The organism is Bradyrhizobium sp. I71 (assembly GCF_022354745.1).
Taxonomy (GTDB): domain Bacteria; phylum Pseudomonadota; class Alphaproteobacteria; order Rhizobiales; family Xanthobacteraceae; genus Bradyrhizobium; species Bradyrhizobium liaoningense.
This window is the reverse complement of sequence record NZ_CP059398.1, coordinates 7,420,376-7,439,102: the sequence shown is the minus strand read 5'-3', so window position 1 is coordinate 7,439,102 and position 18,727 is coordinate 7,420,376. Positions and strand designations below refer to the sequence as shown.

At 65.4% G+C, this 18,727-nt stretch carries 13 protein-coding genes; 2 read left to right on the top strand and 11 right to left on the bottom strand.

Going from position 1 to position 18,727, the window contains the following annotated elements; translation table 11 throughout:
* Positions 1–73: 73 nt before the first annotated feature.
* The 6 genes from FJV43_RS35395 to FJV43_RS35370 all read right to left on the bottom strand — a co-directional run bounded on the left by FJV43_RS35395 (position 74) and on the right by FJV43_RS35370 (position 9,295).
* A complete protein-coding gene (locus tag FJV43_RS35395; RefSeq protein ID WP_239623524.1) occupies positions 74–2,317 on the bottom strand; it encodes a tetratricopeptide repeat protein in 2,244 nt (747 codons plus the stop codon).
* A gap of 123 nt (positions 2,318–2,440) precedes the next feature.
* Positions 2,441–4,681, bottom strand: coding sequence for a tetratricopeptide repeat protein (locus FJV43_RS35390; RefSeq protein ID WP_239623523.1), 2,241 nt, complete (start codon positions 4,679–4,681; stop codon positions 2,441–2,443).
* 101 nt (positions 4,682–4,782) lie between these two features.
* On the bottom strand, positions 4,783–5,520 hold the full coding sequence (locus FJV43_RS35385; protein WP_275973698.1) for an amino acid ABC transporter ATP-binding protein: 738 nt from the start codon (positions 5,518–5,520) through the stop codon (positions 4,783–4,785).
* A gap of 11 nt (positions 5,521–5,531) precedes the next feature.
* Entirely contained in the window at positions 5,532–7,052 is a 1,521-nt protein-coding gene (locus tag FJV43_RS35380; RefSeq protein ID WP_239623522.1) for an amino acid ABC transporter permease, read from the bottom strand.
* Positions 7,049–8,254, bottom strand: a complete 1,206-nt coding sequence (locus FJV43_RS35375) for an ABC transporter permease subunit (RefSeq protein ID WP_239623521.1) — start codon at positions 8,252–8,254, stop codon at positions 7,049–7,051. The genes FJV43_RS35380 and FJV43_RS35375 overlap by 4 nt, the downstream gene beginning before the upstream one ends.
* Before the next feature lie 24 nt (positions 8,255–8,278).
* Positions 8,279–9,295, bottom strand: coding sequence for an amino acid ABC transporter substrate-binding protein (locus FJV43_RS35370; RefSeq protein WP_239623520.1), 1,017 nt, complete (start codon positions 9,293–9,295; stop codon positions 8,279–8,281).
* Positions 9,296–9,690: 395 nt separating this feature from the next.
* Between FJV43_RS35370 and metC the strand changes: the two genes are divergently transcribed.
* A complete protein-coding gene (gene metC, locus FJV43_RS35365; protein WP_239623519.1) occupies positions 9,691–10,875 on the top strand; it encodes a cystathionine beta-lyase in 1,185 nt (394 codons plus the stop codon).
* Positions 10,876–11,053: 178 nt separating this feature from the next.
* Complete coding sequence (locus FJV43_RS35360; protein WP_239623518.1) at positions 11,054–12,745, top strand: Na/Pi cotransporter family protein; 1,692 nt, start codon at positions 11,054–11,056, stop codon at positions 12,743–12,745.
* A gap of 1 nt (position 12,746) precedes the next feature.
* Here FJV43_RS35360 and FJV43_RS35355 read toward each other — a convergent pair whose 3' ends face one another.
* The 5 genes from FJV43_RS35355 to pbpC all read right to left on the bottom strand — a co-directional run bounded on the left by FJV43_RS35355 (position 12,747) and on the right by pbpC (position 18,713).
* Positions 12,747–13,085 carry a lipid-A-disaccharide synthase N-terminal domain-containing protein gene (locus FJV43_RS35355; RefSeq protein ID WP_061881543.1) on the bottom strand — a complete coding sequence of 113 codons (339 nt, stop codon included), beginning with the start codon at positions 13,083–13,085 and terminating at the stop codon, positions 12,747–12,749.
* Positions 13,082–13,816, bottom strand: a complete 735-nt coding sequence (locus FJV43_RS35350; RefSeq protein ID WP_239623517.1) for a glycosyltransferase family 2 protein — start codon at positions 13,814–13,816, stop codon at positions 13,082–13,084. Before FJV43_RS35350 ends, FJV43_RS35355 begins: the two co-directional genes overlap by 4 nt.
* A gap of 64 nt (positions 13,817–13,880) precedes the next feature.
* Entirely contained in the window at positions 13,881–14,726 is an 846-nt protein-coding gene (locus tag FJV43_RS35345; protein ID WP_239623516.1) for a phosphatase PAP2 family protein, read from the bottom strand.
* A gap of 1 nt (position 14,727) precedes the next feature.
* Positions 14,728–16,470 carry a glycosyltransferase family 39 protein gene (locus FJV43_RS35340; protein WP_239623515.1) on the bottom strand — a complete coding sequence of 581 codons (1,743 nt, stop codon included), beginning with the start codon at positions 16,468–16,470 and terminating at the stop codon, positions 14,728–14,730.
* 50 nt (positions 16,471–16,520) lie between these two features.
* The gene (gene pbpC / locus FJV43_RS35335; protein WP_239623514.1) at positions 16,521–18,713 is read right to left on the bottom strand and encodes a penicillin-binding protein 1C; all 2,193 of its coding nucleotides are present in this window, start codon (positions 18,711–18,713) and stop codon (positions 16,521–16,523) included.
* Between the last annotated feature and the right edge of the window lie 14 nt (positions 18,714–18,727).

The following is an 18,727-nucleotide window of genomic DNA, read 5'->3' as shown; positions in this document are numbered from 1 at the left end:
CTAGCCGATTCGCAGGCCGGGCCGGCGGGTTACTGGACCAGCATCGCCTCCGGGACTTTCCGGTCCCCAGCGCCTACGCCACGTCGCCGCGTTCCGCGGCTGCGGCACAATAGTCGCGCCAGAACTGGCGATACCCCGCCTCGACCTTCCGCGTGTAGATCTCGACGTTGCCGGCGGGCGAAGCCGCGATCCGGGCCGGCAGTTCCGCGCGCAGCCTCGCCAGATGGGCGGGCTGCGCCGCATATTTGCACGCGATCGCGGCATAGCCTTCGTCGTCCTCGGCGACCCAGTCATCGAGACCGACGGCCGCGACGATGGAGCCGCCGGCGCGCGACGAGGCGCCGCTCCCGAGCTTGGCGACGACGGGAACGCCGGCATAGAGCGATTCCCAGGTGCTGATGCCGCCGTTCTGCGGGAAGGTATCCAGCGAGATGTCGACCTTTGCGAAGGCCAGCAGATGCTCGTGGCGCGAGGTCGAGCCCATGCAGGTGATATTCTCTGCGGCGATGCCGTGCGCCACGAACCGCGCCACCAGGCTGTCGCGCAGCAAGGGGTCGTCAAGCAGCCCGTGCTTAATGATGATCTTCGATCCGGGCACCGCGCGCATCACCTTCGACCACACCCGAATGGCCTCGTCCGAGATCTTGTAGATGCGGTTGAACACGCCGAAGGTCACATGGCCGTTGCGGAGCATGGGCAGCTCCGACGTCGGCACGTCCAGCACGGGGTCGATCGTGATCAGGCATGGCAGATCGTGAACCTTCTCGGCCAGCAGATGGCGCGCCGATTGCGGAATGAAGACCGGATCGGCGAGCACGTAGTCCATGGTCTGAAGGCCGGTCCCCGTCGCATGTCCGAAACCCGTGACCTGGATGGGCGCGGGCTTCCGGGCGAAGACATGGAGCCTGTTGCCGGTCGTGTGGCCTGATACGTCGATCAGAACATCGACCTTGTCGGCCTGAATACGATCGGCCAGCTCGTCGTCCGAGAGCTGTCCGGCGTCGACCCAGACGTCCGCCAAAGGCTTGAAGCGTTCGGTCATCTCATCCGGCAACGGAAAGCAGGAATAGCAGATGATCTCGAATCTGGCGTGATCATGATGGCGCAGCACCGGCAACAAAGTGAGCGCGGCCGAGTGGTTCCTGAATTCGGACGCGACATATCCGACCACGATCCGCTTGTCCGGATCGAGCTCCCGGGGCGCGAGCGTCCTTCGCGGCAAATTGGCGCCGACCGCATCCCACCAGGATTTTCGCGCGGCCTGTTGGACCGCAAAACCGGCCTCGGAAAGATAGTCCAGCAGGAAAATCTTGCGCTCGATGGCGTCCGCATAGTCCGGCCTGAGCTCCAGCGCCTTGTCGAGATGCTCGAGCGCCGTCGCGATGTCTCCCTGGCTCGCATGACACGACGCCAGCAGCGCCATGCCGATCTCGGAGCGCGGGTTTTCCTCGAGCAAGGTCTTCACGGCCGAAATCGCCTTCGCCGTATTCCCCAGGAGAATGTTGACTTGTGCCTTCCCGCGCAGCGCCAGCTCGAGCGTGGGCGATTGCGTCAGTGCGGCATCGAAGTCCGCGGCGGCCTGCGGCAGCCGCGACAGATCGAAGTTGAGCCGTCCGCGCTGGGCCAGCATCCTCGCCGAATTGGGCTTGATCGCCAGTCCCGCCGCGAGCGCGGCTTCGGCCTCGTCGAAGTGCCGCAGCTCGACGCTCAGCATCCCCTTGCCGGCGATCGCTTCGGCGTGACGCGGCTGAAACAACAGGGCGCGATCGAAACTCTCCCTGGCGCGATCGAACTGACCCATCATCAGTTCGGCCATGCCGCGATTGCAGAACGCATCGGCATAGTCCGGCTTGAGCTTGATGGCGCGATCGTGCAGTTCGATGGCCTGCTCGGCGAGCTTCATGTGCAGCAGGGTATTGCCGAGGTTGGTCAGCGCGAGCGGGAAGTTCGGCTTCAGCGCGATCGCCCTCTCCTGGCACCTGCGCGCATCCTCGAATTTCTTCAGATCGAAGTAGACGGTCGCGAGGTTGCTGTGGGCTTCGTGCGAACGCGGATCGAGCGCAGTCGCGCGCTCGAGCAGCTCTTGCGCCTCCGCCAGGCGACGGCCGTCATGGGCGCACAGGCCGAGCAAGTGCGTGGCATCAAAATGATCCGGAAGCGCCTTCAGGATCTCGCGGCAAAGCGCCTCGGTCTCCGCATATCGGCCCTGGCCATAGGCGATCGCTGCGGCGGAGATGACGGCATCCGCCTGCTTCATCAGTTTCTTCTGCAATCGCGCGTTCTGGAATGCGCGCGCGCCGGCGCCGCTACTCTGCAAGGTTGCTCTCCGAAGGATGGCCGCACGGAGAGTCTAGCTGATTCGTCGTCAAGGCCGCCCGGTCGGCTGGAGCGGCAAGGCCCCCGGGGTTTCCCGGTGCTCAGGGCAAGACTGGCCCCCGGCCTACGCTACGTCCCCGCCTTCCGGGGCCGCGGCGCAATAGTCGCGCCAGAACTGGCGATACCCTGCCTCGACCTTGCGCGTGTAGATCTCGACATTGCCGGCAGGCGAAGCTGCGATCCGAGCCGGCAATTCTGCGCGCAGCTTGGCCAGATGAGCCGGTTGCGCCGCATATTTGCACGCGATGGCGGCGTAGCCTTCGTCATCCTCGGCGACCCAGTCGCCAAGACCGACGGCCGCGACGATCGACCCTCCGGCGCGCGACGAGGCGCCGCTCCCGAGCTTGGCGACGACGGGAACGCCGGCATAGAGCGATTCCCAGGTGCTGATGCCGCCGTTTTGCGGGAAGGTATCAAGCGAAATATCGACCTTCGCAAAGGCCCGCAGATGTTCGGCGCGCGGGGTCGAGCCCATGCAGACGACGTCGTCTTCGGCGATACCCTGTTCCACGAACCGCGCAATCAGGCGGTCGCGCAGCATGGGATCGTCCAGCAATCCGTTCTTGATGATGATCTTCGATCCTGGCACCGCGCGCATCACCTTCGACCACACACCGATGGCCTCGTCCGAGATCTTGAAGATGCGGTTGAACACGCCGAAGGTCACATGGCCGTTGCGGAGCATGGGCAGTTCCGAAGGCGGCGCATCCAGGACGGGATCGATCGTGATCAGGCACGGCAGATCGTGAACCTTCTCAGCCAGCAGATGGCGCGCGGATGGCGGAATGAAGACCGGATCGGCGAGCACGTAGTCCATGGTCTGAAGCCCGGTCCCCGTGGCATGTCCGAAGCCCGTGACCTGAATCGGGGCCGGCTTGCGGGCAAAGACATGGAGCCGGCTGCCGGTCGTATGTCCCGATACGTCGATCAGGATATCGATCCCATCGGCCTGGATACGATCGGCCAGTTCGTCGTCCGAAAGCTGCGCGGCATCGACCCAGACGTCCGCGAGAGGCTTGAATCTCTCGGTCATCTCGTCCTGCGACGGCCAGCAGGAATAGCAGACGATCTTGAACCTGGCGTGATCATGATGGCGCAGCACCGGCAACAGCGAATACGCTGCCGAGTGGCGCCTGAATTCGGAAGCGACGTAGCCAATGACGATGCGCTTGTCCGGATCGAGCTTGCGCGGCGCAAGCGTCCTTCTCGGCAACTTGGCGCCGATCGCATCCCACCAGTATTTTCGGGCCGCCTGCTGCGCGACGAAATCGGCTTGGGGCAGATAATCCAGCACGAAAATCTTGTATCCGATCGCCTCCGGAAAGTCCGGCGCGATCTCCAGCGCCGCATCGAGATGCGCGAGCGCCGTCGCGATGTCTCCCTGGTTCACATGGCAAGCCGCAAGTAGCGCCAATCCCATCTCCGACCGCGGATTGACTTCGAGCAGCGTCTTGACGCCCGCCATCGCTTGCGCCGTGTTCCCCACGAGGATGTCGATTTGCGCCCTCCAGCACAGCGCGAGCTCGAGTCGTGGCGATTGCGTTAGCGCAGCATCGAGGTCCGCTGCCGCCTGCTCCAGCCGGGACAGGCTCAGATTGAGCCGTCCGCGCTGCAGCAGAATCCTGGGTGACCCTGGCTTGATCGCGAGCGCTGCGTCGAAGGCGGCGGCAGCCTCGTTGAAGTGCCTGAGCTCGAGGCTCACCATGCCCTTGCCGGCGATTGCCTCGGCATGGCGCGGCTGAAGCGACAGGGCGCGATCGAAGCTCTCCTTGGCGCGCTCGAACTTGCCGGTCATCAGCTCCGCCATGCCGCGGTTGCAGAATGCATCGGCATAGTCCGGCTTCAGCCTGATCGCGCGGTCGTGCAGCCCGATCGCCTCTTCGCCGAGACCGATGTGCAGCAGCGTATTGCCGAGATTGGTCAGGGTGATCGGACAATTCGGCTTCAGCGCAATGGCCTTCTCCTGGCACGCGCGGGCGGCCTGAAATTTCTGGAGAGCGAAATACACGGCCCCGAGATTGCCATGGGCGTCGGGCGAACGCGGGTCGAGCGCAATCGCGCGCTCGAGCAGGAATTCCGCCTCATCGAGCCGGCCACCGTCGAACGCGCGCAGGCCGAGCAGGTGCGTGGCGTGGAAATGATCCGGAACCTCTTTCAGAATCTCGCGGCACAGCGTCTCGGCCTCGGCAAGTCTGCCCTGCCCGAGCGCCTCGACCGCGAAGGACATGACGGCGTCCGCCTGCTTCCTCAATTTCTTCTGCAATCGCGCGTTCTGGTATGCGCGCGCGCCGAGACTGCTCTGCAAGGTTTCTCTCCGGAGGATGGTCCGAAAAGAGACGAGCTGATTCGCATGGTGCCAAGCTTGCGGCGCCGGTCAGGCCGGTGAGGCCACCGGGTTGCGGGGGCTCACCGCAGGATCTGGCTCAGGAACAGTTTCGTGCGGGCATGCCGTGGGGCGGCGAAGAACTCCATCGGCGTATTGGCCTCGATGATCTGGCCGGCGTCCATGAACACGACGCGGTTGGCGACCTCGCGGGCAAAGCCCATCTCGTGGGTGACGACAAGCATGGTCATGCCCTCCTCGGCAAGATCGACCATGGTGTCGAGGACCTCCTTGACCATCTCGGGGTCGAGCGCCGAGGTCGGCTCGTCGAACAGCATCACCTTCGGGTTCATGGTCAGCGCGCGGGCGATCGCGACGCGCTGCTGCTGGCCGCCGGACATCTGACCCGGAAACTTGTTGGCCTGGTGCGGGATCTTGACTCGCTCCAGGAATTTCATCGCGGTCGCCTCGGCGTCTTTCTTGGGGATGTTGCGGACCCAGATCGGCGCCAGCGTGCAATTGTCGAGCACGGTCAGATGCGGGAACAGATTGAAGCTCTGGAACACCATGCCGACCTCGCGGCGCACGGCATCGACGTGCTTGAGGTTGGGACCGAGCTCGATGCCGTCGACGACGATCTCGCCCTCCTGGAATTCCTCCAGGGCATTGATGCAGCGGATCAAGGTCGACTTGCCCGAGCCCGAGGGCCCGCAGATCACGATGCGCTCGCCCTTCGCGACCGCCAGGTCGATGTCCCGCAGGACATGGAATTCGCCGTACCATTTGTTGAGGCCGGAAATCTTGACGATGGGGTCGGACATGGTGGCCTCGATCAGCTGCGGCGGTGGGCGTTGAGGCGGCGCTCGACGAACAACGAGTAGCGCGACATTCCAAAGCAGAAGATGAAGTAGATGATCCCGGCGAAGGCGAAGCCGGTGAACGCGGTCGACGGCGTCGACCATTTCGGATCCGAGAACGAGGCGCGAAGCGAGCCCAGGAGATCGAACAGTGCCACGATCGAGACCAGCGAGGTGTCCTTGAACAGCGAGATGAAGCTGTTGACGAGGTTCGGAATGACGTGACGCAGCGCCTGCGGCAGCACGATCAGGGAGGTCGTCTTCCACCACGACAGTCCGAGGGCGGCGGCCGCCTCGCCCTGCCCGCGCGGGATCGCAGCGAGCCCGCCGCGGACGTTCTCGGCCTGGTAGGCGCCGGTGAACAGCGCGATGCCGATCAGCGCCCTGACCAGGCCGTCGACGGTGAAATTGCCGGGCAGGAACAGGGGCAGCATGTAGGTGGCGAAGAACAGCACGGTGATCAGCGGCACGCCGCGCCAGAACTCGATGAAGGCGATCGAGAAGATTCGGATCAAGGGAATGGTGGAGCGGCGGCCGAGCGCCAGCGCGATGCCGATCGGCAGCGAGGTGACGATGCCGGTGACGGAGACCACCAATGTCACCAGGAGGCCGCCCCATAGATTGGTCGTCACGATCGGCAATCCGCCGCGATCCAGGCCCATCAGCTTGATGACGATCGCGATGGCAATGAAGGTGGCGATGCTGGATGCCAGAGCCCGCCCGCCGGTGCGAATGCCGCCAGCAAGAAAGAACGCGACCAGGCTGACAATCGCGGCCGTGATGCCGAAATCGGCCCAGACCGGCTGCCCGATCACGTGGACATAATCGCGCAGCCAGGTGAGCGGAAAGATCAACCAGGAGATCGCCGTGCCGACCAGCACGATGAGGCTTCCGACAACCCACAGCAACGGTGCGATGGCGGACGTCTTGCTGAGACTGAGGAGCGCCTGCCCGGCACCGATGATGCTCTCGTCGAACAGTTGCAGCAGGCCGGCCGTCCAGCTCAGGCCGAAGCCCTTGATGCCGCCGCCGTGCAGCAGGAAGAATGCGACCACCGGAAAGGCAACGAAGAACAGGCCGGCATTCAGGCTCTTTGCCGGCAGCCGCGGAACGAGCAGCGGAAGCAGCAGCACGACCGCGAGCAACATCGTGAGGTCGACCCGCCAGCGCTCCGCCTCTGGATAGAAGCCGTAGATCAGTTGCGGCAGTTTCGCCTGGATGTAGGGCCAGCAGGCGCCGACAGCAAAGCCGGCGTTCTCGGCGAGGCACGCGGTTCGGTCCTGGCCGCTCCAGACCGCATCGACCATCAGGAACCTGACGGAGGGAATGATGGTGAACCAGAGCAGCAAGGCGCCCACGATCGTGAGCAGGATATTGGTCGGCGAGTTGAACAGGCGCGTACGCACCAGGCCGATAAAGCCCGTGGTCTTGATCGGCGCGGGCCGCTCGGCGAGCAGGTCCTGGCGGACGAAGCTGCTTGAGCTGATATCGGTCATGCGCCCAGACTCCGGCTGACGCGCCAACCGTAGACGCTCATGACGGCGCTGGTGAGCAGCGAGATCAGGAGATAGATGCCCATCGTCATCGCGATGATCTCGATTGCCTGCCCGGTCTGGCTCAGCGACGTGCCGGCGAACACCGACACCAGGTCGGGATAGCCGATCGCGACCGCCAGCGACGAGTTCTTGGTGAGATTGAGGTACTGGTTGGTCAGCGGCGGCACGATGACGCGCATGGCCTGCGGCACGACGATCAGGCGGAGCGTGGCGCCGCGGCTGAGCCCGAGCGAGGATCCCGCCTCCATCTGTCCCTTGTGAACGGACAGGATGCCGGCGCGCACGATCTCGGCGATGAAGGCGGCGGTATAGGTCGACAGCGCCACCGTAAGCGCCACGAATTCCGGAATGATACGCGAGCCGCCCGCGAAGTTGAAGCCCTTGAGCTGCGGCAGCTCGAAGGTGAAGGGCAAGCCGAACACCAGCATGGTCGCGATTGGCAGCCCGAACAGCAGGCCCAGCACATAGGGCCAGATCCGGATCATGCGCCCTTCCTGGAACAGCGCGCGCCGCGCATGGAAGCGCAGGGCCAGTGACGCCACGATACCGAACACCAGCATCGCCAGGAACGGCTCGAGGCCGCGCTCGCCGATCGGGCTGGGAACGACGAGGCCGCGATTGCTGATGAAGGCGATGCCGAACAGGGAAATGCTCTGCCGCGGATTGGGCAACGCCGCGAGCACCGCGAGGTACCAGAACAGGATCTGGAACAGGAGCGGAAGGTTGCGGATGACCTCGACATAGAGCTCGCCGACGCGCGACAAGAGCCAATTGGGCGACAGCCGGCACAGCGCGACGATGAAGCCGATCACGGTGGCGAAGACGATGCCCACCACCGAGACGACGAGCGTGTTCAGCAACCCGACCACGAACACGCGCAGGAACGTGTCCGAGCCGGTATAGGGGATCAGGGTCTGGTTGACGTCGAAGCCGGCATTGTTCCTGAGGAAGCCGAAGCCGGCGGCGATGTGCTGATTCTCGAGGTTGGCGCGGGCATTGGAGACGATTTCATAGCCGATCCAGCCCAGGATCGCCGCGAAGGCAAACTGGACGGCAACGCCGTTCCAGCCTGCCTTGCCGCCCAGGATGCGCCGGATCTTCAGCGCAATCTGGGCCGGCGGTTTTCGGGCTTCGGTGCTCATGCCGTTGCCGGCCGATCGGGGCGATCAGCGGATCGGCGGCGCGTACTGAAGACCACCCTTGTTCCAGAGATTGTTGACACCGCGATTGATGGCGAGCGGCGAGCCCGCGCCGACGTTGCGGTCGAACACCTCGCCGTAATTGCCGACCGCCTTCACGATCCGCACCACCCAATCCTTGGTCAGGCCGAGCTGTTCGCCGAAATTGCCGTCGCTGCCGAGCACGCGCTTCAGTTCCGGATTTTCCAGTTTCGCCTTCTCGTCGACGTTCTTCGAGGTGACGCCGAGCTCTTCGGCGGTGATCATCGCAAACAGCGTCCATTTCACAATGTCGAACCACTGGTCGTCACCGTGGCGCACCATCGGACCGAGCGGTTCCTTCGAGATGATCTCGGGGAGCACCATGTGATCGTTGGGACTGGCGAGCTTCAGACGATTGGCGTACAGGCCCGACTGGTCGGTGGTGAAGACGTCGCAGCGGCCGGCTTCATAGGCCTTGACGGTTTCGTCGTTGGTGGCGAACGCGATCACCTCGTACTTCATGTTGTTGGCCTTGAAGTAGTCGGCGAGATTCTGCTCGGTGGTGGTGCCGGTCTGCACGCAGACCGATGCGCTGTTGAGCTCGAGCGCCGAATTCACCTTGAGCGACTTCTTCACCATGAAGCCCTGCCCGTCATAGTAGGTCACGCCGGTGAAATTGGCGCCGAGCGAGGTGTCGCGCGAGATGGTCCAGGTGGTGTTGCGCGAGAGCACGTCGATCTCGCCCGATTGCAGCGCCGTGAAGCGGTCCTTGGCGGACAGCGGCACGTACTTGACCTTGGTCGGATCGTTGAAGATCGCCCCCGCAATGGCGCGGCAGACGTCGACGTCGATGCCGGTCCAGTTGCCCTTGTCATCCGGAGAGGAGAAGCCGGGCAAGCCCTGACTGACGCCGCAGGACAGCATGCCCCGGTCCTTGACGGTCTTGAGAGTTTGCGCATCGGCGGCTTCGGCAGAGAGGCCGGCGGCGAGAGCAAGGGTGAGAGCCAGGGTTACGCGTTTCATGGGCTTTGGGCCTTTCAAGGTCGTCTCAAGATCAGGAATGTTGTCTGTGGGGTCATCTCTGCCAGGGCTAATCGTACCAGGGCTAGCCTTGCAAGAGTCATGCTGGAACACCTTGCCGAACACCCGCCGATCCTGGGAGGCCATACCTTAATCCCCGCCGCAGGCGCCCGCCATTACGGCTGTGGCGCAAGGTCCGGTCAGACATTGGATCGAAGGTCGCGGCAGGCCCCTCAACATGCGGCGACTGAATAGCACCTGCGCATCACAGAACGACTGGCCTGCCGGGTCAAGGGGTTGACGAGACTCTTCTGTGTTCTGTTATTAACGACGACGGCCTTTCGGCCCGCCCGCGGGCGCAACGCGCCCGGCGGAAACGCGATTTTGAAAGCAGACGCATGGATTCCTCGCACCCCCAGCAGCAGCACGCCGAGACCCGGCTGGTCACCTCCGGCCGCGACACCAAGGCGCAGAAGGGGTTCGTCAATCCGCCGGTGTTCCACGGCTCGACCGTGCTCTATCCGACCGCCGAGGACCTGCACGCCCATCGCGGCGAGTTCACCTATGGCCGGCACGGTTCCCCCACCACCAAGGCGTTTCAGGAGACGCTGATGGCGCTGGAGGGACCGCAATGCGCCGGCGTCGGCATCGTGCCGTCCGGGCTTTCGGCGATCTCCACCACCCTGCTCTCGGTGCTGAAGACCGGCGACCATATTCTGGTGGTCGACAACGTCTACCGGCCTTCGCGCAATTTCTGCAACGGCATGCTGGCCCGCTATGGCGTCGAGACCACCTATTTCGATCCGCTGATCGGTGCGGGCATCGACAAGCTGTTCAAGCCCAACACGCGTGCGGTGCTGGTCGAGGCGCCGGGCTCGCAGTCGTTCGAGATGCCCGACATCCGCGCCATCGCCGAGGTCGCGCATGCCCGCGGCGCGCTCGTCATCGACGACAACACCTGGGCGACCCCGCTCTATCACCGCTCGCTCGAGCAGGGTGTCGACATCAGCATGCAGGCGGCCACCAAATATATCGGCGGCCATTCCGACATCATGTTCGGCACGATTTCTGCCAATGCCAAGGCTTGGCCGCAGATCCTCGAAGGCATCCGCCTGCTCGGCGTCTGCGCGGGCCCCGACGACGTCTTCCTGGCGCTGCGCGGATTGCGCACGCTGTCGGTGCGATTGGCGCAGCATCATCGCTCCGGGCTCGACATGGCGCGCTGGCTCGCTGCCAGGCCCGAGGTCGCGCGCGTGCTGCATCCGGGGCTCGAAACCGATCCCGGCCATGCGATCTGGAAGCGCGACTTCACAGGCGCGTCAGGCCTGTTCAGCATCGTGCTGAAGCCCGCGCCGCAGAAGGCGGTCGACACCATGCTCGATACGCTGAAGCTGTTCGGCATGGGTTTCTCCTGGGGCGGTTTCGAGAGCCTCGCGATCCCCTTCGATTGCGATGCCTATCGCACCGCGACCAAGTGGGCGCCCGGCGGCCCGACGCTGCGCCTGCACATCGGGCTCGAGAGCGTCGATGATCTCAAGGCCGATCTCGATCGCGGCTTCGCTGCCCTGAAAGCGGCAATGTGAGCCTGCTCGCGAGGCAACGCGCCTCGGGACACGGCAACCACGCTCCGGCGGACGCGCAATCGCGCGTCGCGGGAACGCGCCGCTGCCGCAAACGTTAACGTCGATGCGCCAACAAAGAGTTTGATCGGCTCCCGTTTGGCGCTAGCCTCGCCAATCGACTCCAATCCGGACACGGAGCATGGGAACGTTGGTTCTGCTCGATCTCATGGGCGGCGTTGCCCTGTTGCTGTGGGGCCTGCACATGGTCCACAGCGGCATTTTGCGCGCCTTCGGTCCCGACCTGCGGCGCCTGCTCGGCAAGGCACTGAGCAATCGCGCCAGCGCATTCGCCGCCGGCCTCGGGCTCACTGCGCTGCTTCAGAGCAGCACGGCGACGGCGCTGATCACGAGTTCGTTCGCGGCCGAGGGCCTCGTCAGCCTCGCCGCTGCGCTCGCCATCATGCTGGGAGCCAATGTCGGCACGACGCTGATCGTGCAGGTGCTGTCGTTCAACATCGCAGCCGTTGCGCCGATCCTGTTCGTGCTCGGACTCGTCGCCTTCCGCTCCGGCCCGCGCTCGCGGATCAAGGACATCGGTCGCGTCTGCATCGGCCTCGGCCTGATGCTGCTCTCGCTGCACATCCTGCTCGACACGCTGGCGCCGGCGGAGAACGCGCCCGGCGTCCGCGTCGTGATGTCGGCCATCACCGGCGACCCGGTCCTGTGCATCGTCATCGCCGCCCTCGTCACCTGGGCGGTGCATTCGAGCGTCGCCAGCGTGCTGCTGATCATGTCGCTGGCCTATTCGCAGTTCATCTCGCCCGAGGCGGCGCTGGCGCTGGTGCTGGGAGCCAATCTCGGCAGCGCCATCAATCCCGTGTTCGAGGGCGCCAAGCGTGACGATCCCGCGAGCTATCGCCTGCCGGTCGGCAATCTCGTCAACCGCGTGGTCGGGATCGTCCTCGTCCTGCCCTTCCTGAGTGCGATCGCTGGGCACATGCACGCCTGGCAGCCCGATCTCGCCAAGATGACGGCGGCTTTCCACATCGCCTTCAACGTCGGCACGGCCGTCGTTTTCATCGGCCTGCTCGACACCATGTCGCGCCTGCTCACCCGCCTTCTGCCGGATCGCGTGCACGAGGCCGACCCGGCCCGGCCGCGCTATCTCGACGAGACCGCGCTGGAGACGCCGTCCCTGGCGCTCGCCGACGCCGCCCGCGAGACGTTGCGCATGGGCGATCTCGTCGAGGTCATGCTGCGCAAGGTGATGGCCGCGATGATGACCGGCGACCGTGCGCTGGTCGATCAGGTCTCCAAGATGGACAATCTCGTCGACGGTCTCGACGAGGCCATCAAGCTCTACGTGACCAAGCTGATGCGGGGCAGCCTCGACGAGACTGAAGGACGCCGCGCGATGGAGATCATCTCCTTCGCCATCAACCTCGAGCACATCGGCGACATCATCGACAAGAGCCTGAGCGAGCTCGCCACCAAGAAGATCAAGCGGCGCTTCCAGTTCTCGGCGGAAGGGGCCGACGAGCTCGCCGCCTTCCACAAGCGCACGATGGACTCGCTGCGTATCGCATTCGGCGTCTTCATGTCGGGGGACGCCAACGAGGCGCGCAAGCTGCTGGTGGAGAAAACTGCGCTGCGCAACACCGAGCTTGCCGCGGTCGAGCGGCATCTCGACCGCCTGCGCGAGGGCCGTCCCGAGACCATCGAGACCACGTCGCTGCATCTGGACGTGCTGCGCGACCTGCGCCGCATCCACTCGCATATCTGCTCGGTCGCCTATCCCGTGCTCGACGCGGCCGGCGAACGCTACCGCAGAGCCGAGGCGGATACAGCCACCCTGCCTGCGTCAGGCGCGGCGTCGGCGCTGCCGCGATAGATCAGCGATCCAGCGTCTTCGAAGCGCTGCCGCGGTTCTTCCAGATCAGCATGATGTTCCTGATGTAGATGATGGTCGCGAGCGACTGTCCGAGGATGATGACCGGCTCGCGCTTCACGACGCCGTAGACCAGCGTCATCAGCCCGCCGCCCATCGAGCAGAACCAGAACGCCATCGGCACCACGCTGTTGCCGGCGCGCTCGCTCGCGATCCACTGCACCAGGAAGCGCGCGGTGAAGAACAATTGCGCGACGAGCCCGAATGCGAGCCAGAAATCGAACTTGGCGACGAAGACGTCGTAGAGATAATTGCTCAGCGCCTGACCGTATTGAATGATCATGCGTTCACCTCGGTCACCTCAGGAGTCGGCTTCTTGCGGCGGATCAGCCACCACACCCCGGCGAGATCCATGATTCCGATCCACAGCCGGTCGAAGAAGCCGTAGTTCGATACGCCGGAGTGGCGCGGCCGGTCGATCACGTCGACATAGGCGATCTCGTAGCCCTCGCGGCGCACCAGCGCCGGCAGGAAGCGGTGCAGCCCGTCGAAATAAGGCAGCATCAGGAAGACGTCGCGCCGGAACGCCTTCAGTCCGCAGCCGGTGTCGCGTGTGCCGTCTTTCAGGATGGCGTTGCGAACGCCGTTCGCCACACGCGACTGGAACTTCTTGAAGCCGGTGTCCTTGCGTCCGACCCGCTGGCCAGCAGCCAGCCCGACGCGCGCGCTTTTCTCGACCGCCGCGATCAGGTCCGGCAGGAAGGCGGGATTGTTCTGGCCATCGCCGTCGAGCGTCGCCACGATGTCCCCGCGCGCCGCACGCACACCACTGCGCACGGCCGCCGATTGGCCGCCAGACCGCGCATGGCGGAGCTGACGCAGATTGCCCCGCTGCTTCATGATGGCGGCAAGCCGCTCGCCGGTCGCGTCGGTGGAGCCATCGTTGACGTAGATGATCTCATAGGCCCAGCGGCCATCGAGCGCCGCACCGATCTCCGCGATCAGCGGCGCAATGTTCTCGGCTTCGTTGCGCACGGGAACGACGATGGAAACCGAAGGCTGGGGCGTCGACAAAGGAGGCTCTTGGTTGGATTCGGCCTGCGCCTTGGGAACCGGCGGTCCCCGCAGGCAGCCGCTTTTATGGGGCGGATGCCCCGTGGGCAACCCTTTTGAGGCGCCCCCGGGCCGCTCCCGGAAGAGGCACGATGGTGCCGTCGGCGCGGATGGCAAAGCCGAGCCGCCGGGCCGCGAACCAGTAACGCACCGTCATGGCGCCGACCATTCCGACCAGGGCGCCGGCCACGACGTCGCTCGGATGATGCGCGAGCAGCACGAGGCGCGTCAGCAGGATCACGATTGCGTAAGTGAACATGAATACCCGCAGGCGCGGCCACAGCGCCGAGACCGCAAACGCCAGGGCAAACGCGGCCACTGCATGTCCCGACGGCAGGCTGGCATAAGCCCCCGTCCCCTCGAACGGCACGAAATTGAACGGATTGGCCTTGCCGCCGACGAACGGGCGGCCGCGGCCGATGAGATATTTCAGGATCTCAGCGACAAGCGCCGACAGGGCAACAGACAGAAATATGTATTGAAGCCGCGTGCCGAAGCCGAGGAGCACTGCGCGGCGAGTCCCGTGCAGCCCTGCTGCAAAGAACGCCACAGCCACCAGCGCAGCCCCCAGCACGATCAGCAGATACTCGTCCTTGCCGAAATCGGTGAGGATGCGGATCGGCCACAGGCTGGGCGTGCCGCGCGGCGGCATCAACAGGATCTCGGTCTGATCGAACCCGACCATCAGCACGATGACCAGCGCCGCGCTCACAGCGCTCAGCCAGAGCGAATGCCGCGCCAGCTTTCGGGCGGCCTCGGCCCGGCGCGAATGCGAGGGCGAGCGCACGAGTTGCGCCAGCCCGCGCCAGGACACGGCGAGCAATTGTGCGGGATAGCCGGCACGCGGCGCAATGTCGGTCGGCGCCCGCATCCTACTCGGTGCCTTCGGAACGGAAGATCGAGATCGAGATCGCGCGCCCTTGCGAGAAGTTATAGCCGTCGATGCGCGCACCGACCTTGTAGCGCAGCCCGATCGCCTCGGCGCGCTGCACGAAGCTGCGCTCCGAACGCTGCTCGATCAGCGCGAAGCGGCAGCTGCCCTGCCGCAGGAAATCCGCCGCACCGGAGCCGTCGGTGAGCAGGGTCCTCGTCCCCACCAGGAAGACGAGGCTCGGCTCGTGATAACCGGCCGCAGCCGCCTTCGGTCCGACGCAGGTGACATTGCGAAGCGCGCGCGCGATCTCGATGCTCGGAAACAGCGGCGTCAGCGACGGCAGGACGATGCCGTAGACCGCCACCGCCAGCATCAGGGCTGCGACCAGCGCGTTGAGCAGCGAGCGTTCGGCACGATTGTTGTCGTAAAGCCACCAGGCGAACAGGCCGAAGATCAGCGAGGCCGCGATGAACGGCCAGGCCACGAAGGCCGGCTGCCGCGTCAGCATCACCGACCCGACGACCGCGACGATCGAGGCGGCTGCGGGGATCGCGAACCACCAGGCCGAACCGCGCATCAACCAGGAACGCGACAGCACGCGCCGCTCCACCGCGCCTGCGGTGAGGATCGCGATCGCCGGGTAGAGCGGCAGCACGTAATGCGGCAGCTTGGTCAGCACGGCCTCGAACACAATCCAGGACGGGATCAGCCAGGCCAGCAGGAACTGCGCGCCGGGCTCGCGCCGCGCCCGCCACACCGCGGGCGCCGCCATCGCCGCAAGCGGCGCGCCGGGCCAGAACGTGATCCAGAACAGCGCCAGGTAAAGCCCGGGCGGCGCGCCATGGGATTCCTGGGCGCCCAACTTGCTCAGCATGTCGCCGCCGACGGAGTCCGCGAAGAAGGCCTCTCCCGCGCGCCAGAAGATCGCGACGAACCACGGCAGCACCAGCACCAGCATCCACATCAGGCCCCAGACCGGACGCAGCTTCCACAGCCAGGAGGCATCGCGATCCTGGATCGCGAGCGCGACGATGGTCAGGCCTGCAAACATCAGGATCAGCGGGCCCTTGATCAGGATGCCCACCGCAAGCGCGGTCCAGAAGATCGCGGGCCAGCTCCAGGGCGGATGCGTCTCGTCCTCGGCGCGCTGCCACGACAGATAGGCCCGCGCCATCGCCCCCATCGCGGCGACCACGCAGAGCAGCAGCATGGCATCGGTCTTCGCCAGCCGCGCCTCGACGCCGAGCAGCACCGAGGCGCACATCATCAGCGCCGCCAGCACCGCGGCGCGCCGCGTGACGAAGCCGAGCGCGGCCCAATAGGTCATGAGCACGGCGCCGATCGCCCCGAACAGCGACGGCAGCCGGTAGACCCAGATCCGCAATTCGGCCTTCGGCAGCTTGAGCATCGACGCAGCTTCGACGGTCGCCGATTGCAACCAGTAGATGCCGATCGGCTTCTTGTAGCGGACGTCCTCCTGAAAGCGGATGTCGACGTAGTCGCCGCTCTCGACCATCTGCTTGGTGGCCTGGGCGAACCGCGCTTCGTCGCGATCGATCGGCGGGATGGTGAAGAAGCCCGGCAGAAACAGCAGCAGCGCGCACAGCACCAGGAAGCCGACCGCGCGCGCATGGCTGGCCGTGACGATGTCGAGCATGCGCACGAGTCCACTGCCCGGATTTGCGGGTGATTTCGACTCGCGGGGTGCTCCAAAACGGGGGCTTGGGTAGGTCTCGGCCATTGGTTCCGCTTACGCTGAAACCGCCATCGCCACAACCGCTTAAGGCAGGGTCATTGAATTCGAATGACGACTGTGTCCGCGGCGCCCGTGGCGTCGATCACGGTGACCCGGGCAAAGCCCGGTCCGGGCGGATCGATCAGCCGCTGGCGGCGGCCGTCGATCTCGCCAAGCGCGGTGCCGTTAACCATGATCGTCATGGGCAATACGCCGCCGGCGACTTTGACCGGCATGGCTGCGTTCTCCCGGCTGCCTGATCGATCGATATCGATCCGCGAACCGTTGAGCGGAAACTGAATGTGCAGCGCCTGCTCGCTTCCGGTGCGCACCAGTTCCCCGACCGGGCGGAACCGCTTCAAGGGTAGCGGCAGCTTGGCGTTGCCCGCCACCAGGGTTCCCCTGGGCGCCTTTGGCAACGGGGCGAGCGTCTTGCCGGTCCTGGCAAAGGCGTCGAACAGGATCGGCGCGGCAGCGACGCGCCCGATCAGTCCGGGAACCGGAGCGCCGTCGGGCCGGCCGACCCAGACGCCGATGGTCATGCGGCCATCGAAGCCGACCGACCAGGCGTCGCGATAGCCGTAGGATGTGCCGGTCTTGAACGCGATGCGGTTGTGGGCAGCGTTCTCCGGCGGGGGCGTTCCCAGCAGCACGTTGCCGACCTGCCAGGCCGCGACCTGATCCAGCAGCCGGAGCGGCTCGCGGTCGTCCTGTTCAGTCACGACCTCGCGCAGCGGCTTGGTGGTGCCAAGGCGGGCGAAACCCGCATAGAGCTGGGCGAGGTCCTGGAGCGTCACGCCAACCCCGCCGAGACCCATGGCGAGCCCTGGCGTCTCGTCCTTGGGCAGAACCAGGTTGCCGCCGGCCTGCCGCAGTCGAGACGCCAACCGGCTGGAGCCGACGCGGTCGAGCAGCACGATGGCCGGTACGTTCAGCGACAATTGCAGCGCCTTCCTCACCGGCACCGTGCCCTGGAAGGTCATGTCGAAATTCTCCGGCGCGTAGGAGCCGAAGCGGACCGGCCGGTCGTCGATCAGGCTGTCGGGATGGACAAAGCCGTCCTCGAAGGCGAGCCCGTAGATGAAGGGTTTCAGCGTCGAACCCGGTGAGCGGACGGCGCGGGTCATGTCGACCTGCCCTGCCCGGCTCTCGTCGAAATAATCCGCCGAGCCGACGCGCGCGAGCACGTCGCCGCTTTCGTTGTCGACGACGATGATCCCGACCGAGATGTTCGGCCCGAGCGCGATGGCGCGGTCGCGCGCCAGCGGCTCCAGCACCTTCTGCAGGTTCGCATCGAGCGTCAATTTGATGACCGGCGCGTCCTTGACCGTCGAAAGCGCGGCATCCGAGGCATGCGGCGCCAGGATCGGCATCGGCTTGCGCAGCTTCGGCACGGGCACCGCCTTGGCCTGCCTGGCATCGTCTGCGCTAACCACATGCTCCTCGACCATGCGGTCCAGCACGCGGTCGCGCGCCTTGCGCGCCGCGTCCGGATGGCGGTCGAGCCGGCGGGTTTCCGGCGATTGCGGCAAAGCGACCAGCAGCGCGGCCTCCGCCAGCGACAGCCGCTTCGGCTCCTTGCCGAGATAGGCGATGGAAGCCGCGCGGATGCCTTCGAGATTGCCGCCGTAAGGCGCGAGCGCGAGATAGAGATCGAGGATCTGCTCCTTGCTCAGCGTCCGTTCCAGCTCGATCGCGCGCACGATCTGCCGCAGCTTGGCATGAAGCGAGCGCTGCCGCCGCGGCTCCATCAGCCGCGCAAGCTGCATGGTGATGGTCGAGCCGCCCGAGACGATGTGGCCGCGCGTTCCGAGCTGCAGCGCCGCGCGCGCCAGCGCCAGCGGGTCGAGGCCGTTGTGGGCGTAGAAGCGCTGGTCCTCATAGGCGAACAGCAGTTTCAGATAGGTCGGATCGACATTTGCCTTTGTCTCGACCGGCAGCCGCCAGCGTCCGTCCGCCATGGCATAGGCGCGCAGCAGCTTGCCGTTGCGGTCGACGATGGTGGTGGAGACTTGCCGAGCCTCGTCGAGCGGGAGAGGACCGAGCGAGTAGACCCAGCCGACGAAACCGACGATGGCGAGGATGAGGGTGAACGCGAGGGCTGAGAGGGCACGAAGGCCCCTGCCCCGCACTCCGTCATGGCCGGGCTTGTCCCGGCCATCCACGTTCTTGCCAGCGGCGCCCAAGTCCGTGGATGCCCGGGACAAGCCCGGGCATGACGACTGAGAATGTGGCGCCGCGCCGCTCATACAATCCCGCTTAC

Coding starts and splice junctions, on each gene's coding strand:
- metC (WP_239623519.1), top strand. CDS start 9,691: ATGGATTCCTCGCACCCCCAGCAGCAGCACGCCGAGACCCGGCTGGTC.
- FJV43_RS35385 (WP_275973698.1), bottom strand. CDS start 5,520: ATGTCCGACCCCATCGTCAAGATTTCCGGCCTCAACAAATGGTACGGC.
- FJV43_RS35340 (WP_239623515.1), bottom strand. CDS start 16,470: ATGGCCGAGACCTACCCAAGCCCCCGTTTTGGAGCACCCCGCGAGTCG.
- FJV43_RS35345 (WP_239623516.1), bottom strand. CDS start 14,726: ATGCGGGCGCCGACCGACATTGCGCCGCGTGCCGGCTATCCCGCACAA.
- FJV43_RS35380 (WP_239623522.1), bottom strand. CDS start 7,052: ATGACCGATATCAGCTCAAGCAGCTTCGTCCGCCAGGACCTGCTCGCC.
- FJV43_RS35370 (WP_239623520.1), bottom strand. CDS start 9,295: ATGAAACGCGTAACCCTGGCTCTCACCCTTGCTCTCGCCGCCGGCCTC.
- FJV43_RS35360 (WP_239623518.1), top strand. CDS start 11,054: ATGGGAACGTTGGTTCTGCTCGATCTCATGGGCGGCGTTGCCCTGTTG.
- FJV43_RS35375 (WP_239623521.1), bottom strand. CDS start 8,254: ATGAGCACCGAAGCCCGAAAACCGCCGGCCCAGATTGCGCTGAAGATC.
- pbpC (WP_239623514.1), bottom strand. CDS start 18,713: ATGAGCGGCGCGGCGCCACATTCTCAGTCGTCATGCCCGGGCTTGTCC.
- FJV43_RS35355 (WP_061881543.1), bottom strand. CDS start 13,085: ATGATCATTCAATACGGTCAGGCGCTGAGCAATTATCTCTACGACGTC.